This is a genomic window from Streptomyces sp. NWU339, assembly GCF_003143855.1.
GTDB lineage: Bacteria > Actinomycetota > Actinomycetes > Streptomycetales > Streptomycetaceae > Streptomyces.
Window position 1 is genome coordinate 1 of record NZ_QFRK01000154.1, and the last position, 4832, is coordinate 4832.

Annotated in this window: 6 protein-coding genes; all 6 read left to right on the forward strand. The window is 72.5% G+C overall.

The genetic code is table 11. From position 1 onward, the window contains the following. The first annotated feature begins 114 nt into the window (after positions 1-114). The 6 genes from DIZ27_RS44700 (at position 115) to DIZ27_RS44725 (ending at position 4762) form a co-directional block, all read left to right on the forward strand. Positions 115-621, forward strand: a complete 507-nt coding sequence (locus tag DIZ27_RS44700) for a LuxR C-terminal-related transcriptional regulator (RefSeq protein ID WP_109383953.1) — start codon at positions 115-117, stop codon at positions 619-621. After that, a complete protein-coding gene (locus DIZ27_RS44705) occupies positions 621-1202 on the forward strand; it encodes a hypothetical protein (RefSeq protein WP_109383954.1) in 582 nt (193 codons plus the stop codon). The genes DIZ27_RS44700 and DIZ27_RS44705 overlap by 1 nt, the downstream gene beginning before the upstream one ends. A gap of 118 nt (positions 1203-1320) precedes the next feature. Further along, positions 1321-1881 carry a DUF6624 domain-containing protein gene (locus DIZ27_RS44710; RefSeq protein WP_309075009.1) on the forward strand — a complete coding sequence of 187 codons (561 nt, stop codon included), beginning with the start codon at positions 1321-1323 and terminating at the stop codon, positions 1879-1881. After that, complete coding sequence (locus DIZ27_RS44715) at positions 1878-2750, forward strand: GNAT family N-acetyltransferase (protein WP_146229163.1); 873 nt, start codon at positions 1878-1880, stop codon at positions 2748-2750. The genes DIZ27_RS44710 and DIZ27_RS44715 overlap by 4 nt, the downstream gene beginning before the upstream one ends. A gap of 46 nt (positions 2751-2796) precedes the next feature. Beyond that, positions 2797-4302 carry an NAD(P)-dependent oxidoreductase gene (locus tag DIZ27_RS44720; RefSeq protein ID WP_109383957.1) on the forward strand — a complete coding sequence of 502 codons (1506 nt, stop codon included), beginning with the start codon at positions 2797-2799 and terminating at the stop codon, positions 4300-4302. Further along, entirely contained in the window at positions 4295-4762 is a 468-nt protein-coding gene (locus tag DIZ27_RS44725) for a hypothetical protein (protein WP_146229164.1), read from the forward strand. Before DIZ27_RS44720 ends, DIZ27_RS44725 begins: the two co-directional genes overlap by 8 nt. The last annotated feature ends 70 nt before the right edge of the window (positions 4763-4832 follow it).

Consider the following 4832-nt stretch of genomic DNA (forward strand, 5'->3'; position numbering starts at 1 on the left):
CACTGCATCCCACGCCGTAACGGCCCCCTGACGCGTGCCGGGGAGTTCTCCTCCCCGGCACGCGCCGACCCCCTTCGACAACCCACCCGCCCTCCCCCTGTCTCAGGACCGACGATGACCACCGACACCCCGCCCTCGCTCACCCTCCTCACCCGGGACCAGCAGCGCGTCGCCGCACGACTCGTCTACGGGGCCTCCAACCAACTGATAGCCCGCCAGGTCAACTTGGCCGTGTTCACGGTGGCCAGCCACCTCGCCGCAGCCCGCCGCAAGCTCGACCGTCCGGGCTCCTCGCGCGCCGTCCTCACCCACGCCCTGCTCACGGCCCGGGAGGTGCCGCCGCCCTCCACCACCGGGCCGGCGCCGGAGTTCACCGCGCGTGACCGGCAGGTCATCCGCGCGATCGCCGAGCACAGCCTCAACGCCGCCATCGGCGACGCGATCGGGGTGCGCGCCGACGACGTGCGGGCGGAGATCGACGCGGTCGCCGCCAAGGCGGGTGCCTGCAACGCGGTCCACCTCGTCGGCCTGGGCCACCCCTGGGGAATCCTCGGGGAATCCGCACCGTCCGGCGCGAGCAGCCAGCTCGAGCTCGCCACGTCCACGGTGGGAGCGGCGTGATGGACGCCGCCGCCACACCGGTGTACGCGGTGCTTCCGGTCCGCACCGGCGCGGCGAGAGCCGAGGCCGTGGCGCTGGCCCAAGAGGCCACCCGCAGGCTCGCCGACCACGGCGTCGACCATCCCACCGACCGGCTGATCGACCGCATCCGGTCGCAGGCCACCATCACCGGTCTCTACGACGACGGCGAGCTCGCCGGATGTCTCGTTGTGCACCCCGGCCTGGACCTGCCGCACAGGAGCCGCGACTGGCCGGGCCCTGGGGTCTGGGTGTCCCTGATCCCACCGGTGCCGGGACACGATGACCAGGCGACGCGGCTGCTGACGCTGTGGCTCGCCGACCACGCCGCGCAGCACGGCCTGGAGTGGGTCTGGTGGGAGGTCCCCGCCACGCCCCAGTCACGGGCAACACTGCTGGCCTTGCTGCGTGGCCTCGGATGGGAGGACCTGCCGACTGCCCGCCGCGCCGATGGCGAGCATCTCACGCCTCTGCGGCTGCGGGCCGAGCGGCGTCCCGCGCTCACTGTGGCGATCTTCGCTGCTGACGACGCGCTCCCCCTGCCGGCGGTGAGTGCCCGATGAGCACCCAAGCCTCCCCCCTGTCCGCCGCCGTCGACCCGCCGTTGCGCCTTCAGCCGCCTGCCGACGTCCGGACCCTCACGCCGCGGGCTCGCGGTCGGCGCCCCGCACCCGCGCTGCTATGGCATCCGGCAGGAGCGCAGGCTCTCGACCGGCAGAGGGCCACCATCAACCAGGCCGCACTGCGGCATGCCGAAGGGCCGCCGCGCCTGCGGACGTGTTCGCGGCGGCCCGGCAGGCCGACGCCGACAACACCCGATTCCTGGGAGAGATCGTTATCCGGTACGGCTGGCCGGAACGGTCCCGGGCCGGTGAGGACGGCTGTCAGGCCGCGGTGGCCATCGCCGTCCACGCCGACCAGGACCGCCAGCTTCAGGGCCGGCTCCTCACCGCCCTGCGCGAGGCGGCGCCTGCCCAGTGGGCCCACGTGCAGGACCGGGTGCTCGTCAACAGCGGCCGGCCGCAGTTGCACGGCACGCAGTACGTCTACCGGCCGGACGGACCTGGCAGCCGTCTGGAGTTCCTGCCGGTCGACGAGCCGGCCGCCCTCGACCACCGCCGCGCCCAGGTCGGCCTTCCTCCCCACGGCGAGCAGGCACAGCGTCTGCACCGGCATCACCTCGCCTCCTTATCCGCCCCCGCCGCCTCGCCCGTCCGGCTCACAGAAAGGCCCGCCGCATGAGTGACCCCCGTCCCGTGCAGATCGACCTGCTCCCGGGCCTTGATGGCGATGTGTGTGAGGAGCTCGCGGTTCTGGCTCAGCGATGCATCAGCGGGTACAGCGACGACCGGCCGGTCAGCGCCTCCCTGGTGCGCTCGCGGCTGACGAACGCGCTGACCGGCGCGCCGCCCGTGCTCGCGGTGGCTCGCAATGGGCAGGACTTGGCCGGCTGGTGTGCCGTGCGGCGCCCGGAGCCCGGTGAGGCGAGGGCGCGGCTGTGGGGTCCGGTCATGGAGCCGTCGGCGCGACGAGCGGGTCTCGGTCGGAGGCTGCTGCAGACGGTGGTGGGCGCGGTGCAGTGGCCGCTGGTGACCACGGACGTGCCCGTGGACCGTGACGGCGCCGGCGTGTTCTTCACTGGGTCCGGGTGGGAGGTGCTGGACACCATCACGGTGTTGCACGGCACCCCGTCCGCCGATGGGCCCGGTGTCGTCACCGCCGCCGACATCACCGGGCTGGAGGCGTACGTCGCCGCGGCCGGCCGCCGGTTCGCCGGTCTGGAGTCGTCGTTCGCCGCGTCGACGCTGCCGCGGTGGCGGGACGACGCACGGTTCAGCGCCGAGATGTTGCTGCTCGACCCGCCGACCGGGTCGCTTCTGCTGGCCCTGGTCCAGCGAAACGCCACCGACAGTGAGCTGCTGGTGGCTGAGGTGTGGGCCGCCGACGCGGCGGTTCGCAGGCGGCTGATCGCCCAGGCTCACGCCCTGGCCACCGACCGGCAGGTCGCGACCGTGCGCGCGGTGACGCGGCAGGACCCGGCCGACTTCACCGCCAGCGGCATGCGCGTCACCGGCCGCTGCCACACCTACACCCTTCCCGGCGAGCGTTGAGCCCCAGGCATTCCCTGATCCACCACCTTCTGACAGGAGGGCGTCCATGCCCGCATCCGTGAAACCGCCGCTCGTCCACGCGGTCGATGTCGTCGCCACCCAGGACGAGGCCCGCCATCTGGCCAGCGAACTCGCCGCCCGCCTCGCTCTTAGCCCCGGCGTGCAGAGCATGGACTGGGACGAAGCATCGGCGTCGTGGCGGTGCGCACTCGCCGACGGCGGCCGCGGCCGGCTGACGCTGGCCGCTCCTGCGGACCCGGCCGCGGCCGCGGCGCACACCCATCGGATCGTGGCGACGTTCGAACAGGGCCCCCCGGCCGCGGCTGAGGCGTTCTTCACGGCCGCACGGCATCTGCCGTTCACGGCCACCGAGGTCACTGCGGCCGTGTCCGAGCTGCCGCTGACGAGCCGCCTGGCCGACCGGTGGTCCGACAAGCCGCTGTCCGGCGTCGGTGTGCTGTGGACGATCCACCACATGCGCGACTTTCTCGTCCTGGTCGACAGCCTGCTCGGCCTCGGCGTCGACCCGGGGCACATGACCGTGATCGACAAGGAATACCCCTACGCGCACACCCACCGGGTGGACGCGCACCTGGTGCAGCGGCACGGCATCGCGGTGTGGCGCTACCGGGACCTGCGTCAGGGGATTGAGGACCACATCGAGCGGGTCGCCGCCGCGGGCAAGCGCACCGTGGTTATGGATGACGGCGGCTATGTGATGCCCACCGTCCTTCGCGAACTGCCCGGGCAGGCCGACCACTTCGTCGGGCTGGTGGAACAGACCACCTCCGGTATCCGCAAGGTTGAAGGGCTCGACCTGCCGCTGCCGTTGTTCAGCGTGGCCGAGAGCGACATGAAGTCCATGATCGAGTCGTACGGCATCGCCGACGCGGCCGTCCGCAACACCTTGCGGCTGCTGCCGGACGAGAAGCTGGAGGGGCAGGCCGCTCTCGTGCTCGGCTTCGGCCGGATCGGGCACGAGGTCGCCCGCGTCCTGGAGAACCGGCGGATGCGGGTCGCGGTGTTCGACTCTGACATCACTCGCCTGGTCGCCGCGCACGAGGAAGGGTTCCTCACCAGCCGGTCGCTGGAGCAGCTGGTGCGTACGCACCAGCCGCGGCTGGTCATCGGCTGTGTCGGCAGCCGCAGCTTCGGCGCGCGCGAGGCCCGGCTCCTGCCGGAGCGGTCGTATCTGGTCAGCACCACCAGCCGGAACTTCGAGTTCGATCTCGACGAGCTGCGCGCAGGCAGCACCGCGGTGACGGACCGGGGCGTGCTCGGCACCGGCTACAAGCTCGCCGGCGGCCCCGAGATCGTCGTCCTTGGGCACGGCATGCCGATCAACTTCCACTACGCCGAGTCCCTGTCCAACCGCTACGTCGATCTGGTCCTAGCCGGGCTCGCGGTCGGCGCGGTGGCCATGGCCCGCGCCGACGAGCGGCTGCAGCCCGGGCACAACGTCGCCGCGACCAACACAATCCTGGCCGAGGCGGGCATCGTCGACGACTACTACCGCCTGTACGGCCCGGCCGCCGGTGGCGGACGTGGCTGAACGGATCTTCACCCTCGACGACCTCACCGGCGTCCGGTCGCGGTGCGGCTGTCTGGCCTGCAACCTCAGCGCCGTGTTCGCCGACCACCTCGCCGCCCTGCGCACCGGCTACCCCGGCGCCGTCACCACCCTCGGCCACCGCGGCCCGTCGCCCGGGACGACCGCGGTGCCGCACTTCCTCGCCGTACGCCTGGGCGGCGGGATCGCGGACGTCGTGGTGTGGGAGGAGATGCGCCCGCACCAGCTGACCGCATGGTTGCCGACCCCGGACGCCCGGGCCCGGGTGCCGCAGCTGGCCGCCCGGATCCCGCGCCTGGTCCGTATCCGCCAGGCCATCCGCACCGGCACCTTCACCCCTTCCGGAGCGGCCGGCGAGGCCTTGTCCACCGGAGGCCGTTACCCCTCGTTCCGCTTCCTCGTCGAACACTGGCCCAGCCTCAACAAGGAGTTCACCCCATGACCTCTGCTTCCTCCTCCACCTCCCCGGACTTCGCAACCGTCGGTTCCGGCTACGCCGCGTACTCCGGCGG

Coding starts and splice junctions, on each gene's coding strand:
- DIZ27_RS44700 (WP_109383953.1), top strand. CDS start 115: ATGACCACCGACACCCCGCCCTCGCTCACCCTCCTCACCCGGGACCAG.
- DIZ27_RS44705 (WP_109383954.1), top strand. CDS start 621: ATGGACGCCGCCGCCACACCGGTGTACGCGGTGCTTCCGGTCCGCACC.
- DIZ27_RS44710 (WP_309075009.1), top strand. CDS start 1,321: ATGGCATCCGGCAGGAGCGCAGGCTCTCGACCGGCAGAGGGCCACCAT.
- DIZ27_RS44715 (WP_146229163.1), top strand. CDS start 1,878: ATGAGTGACCCCCGTCCCGTGCAGATCGACCTGCTCCCGGGCCTTGAT.
- DIZ27_RS44720 (WP_109383957.1), top strand. CDS start 2,797: ATGCCCGCATCCGTGAAACCGCCGCTCGTCCACGCGGTCGATGTCGTC.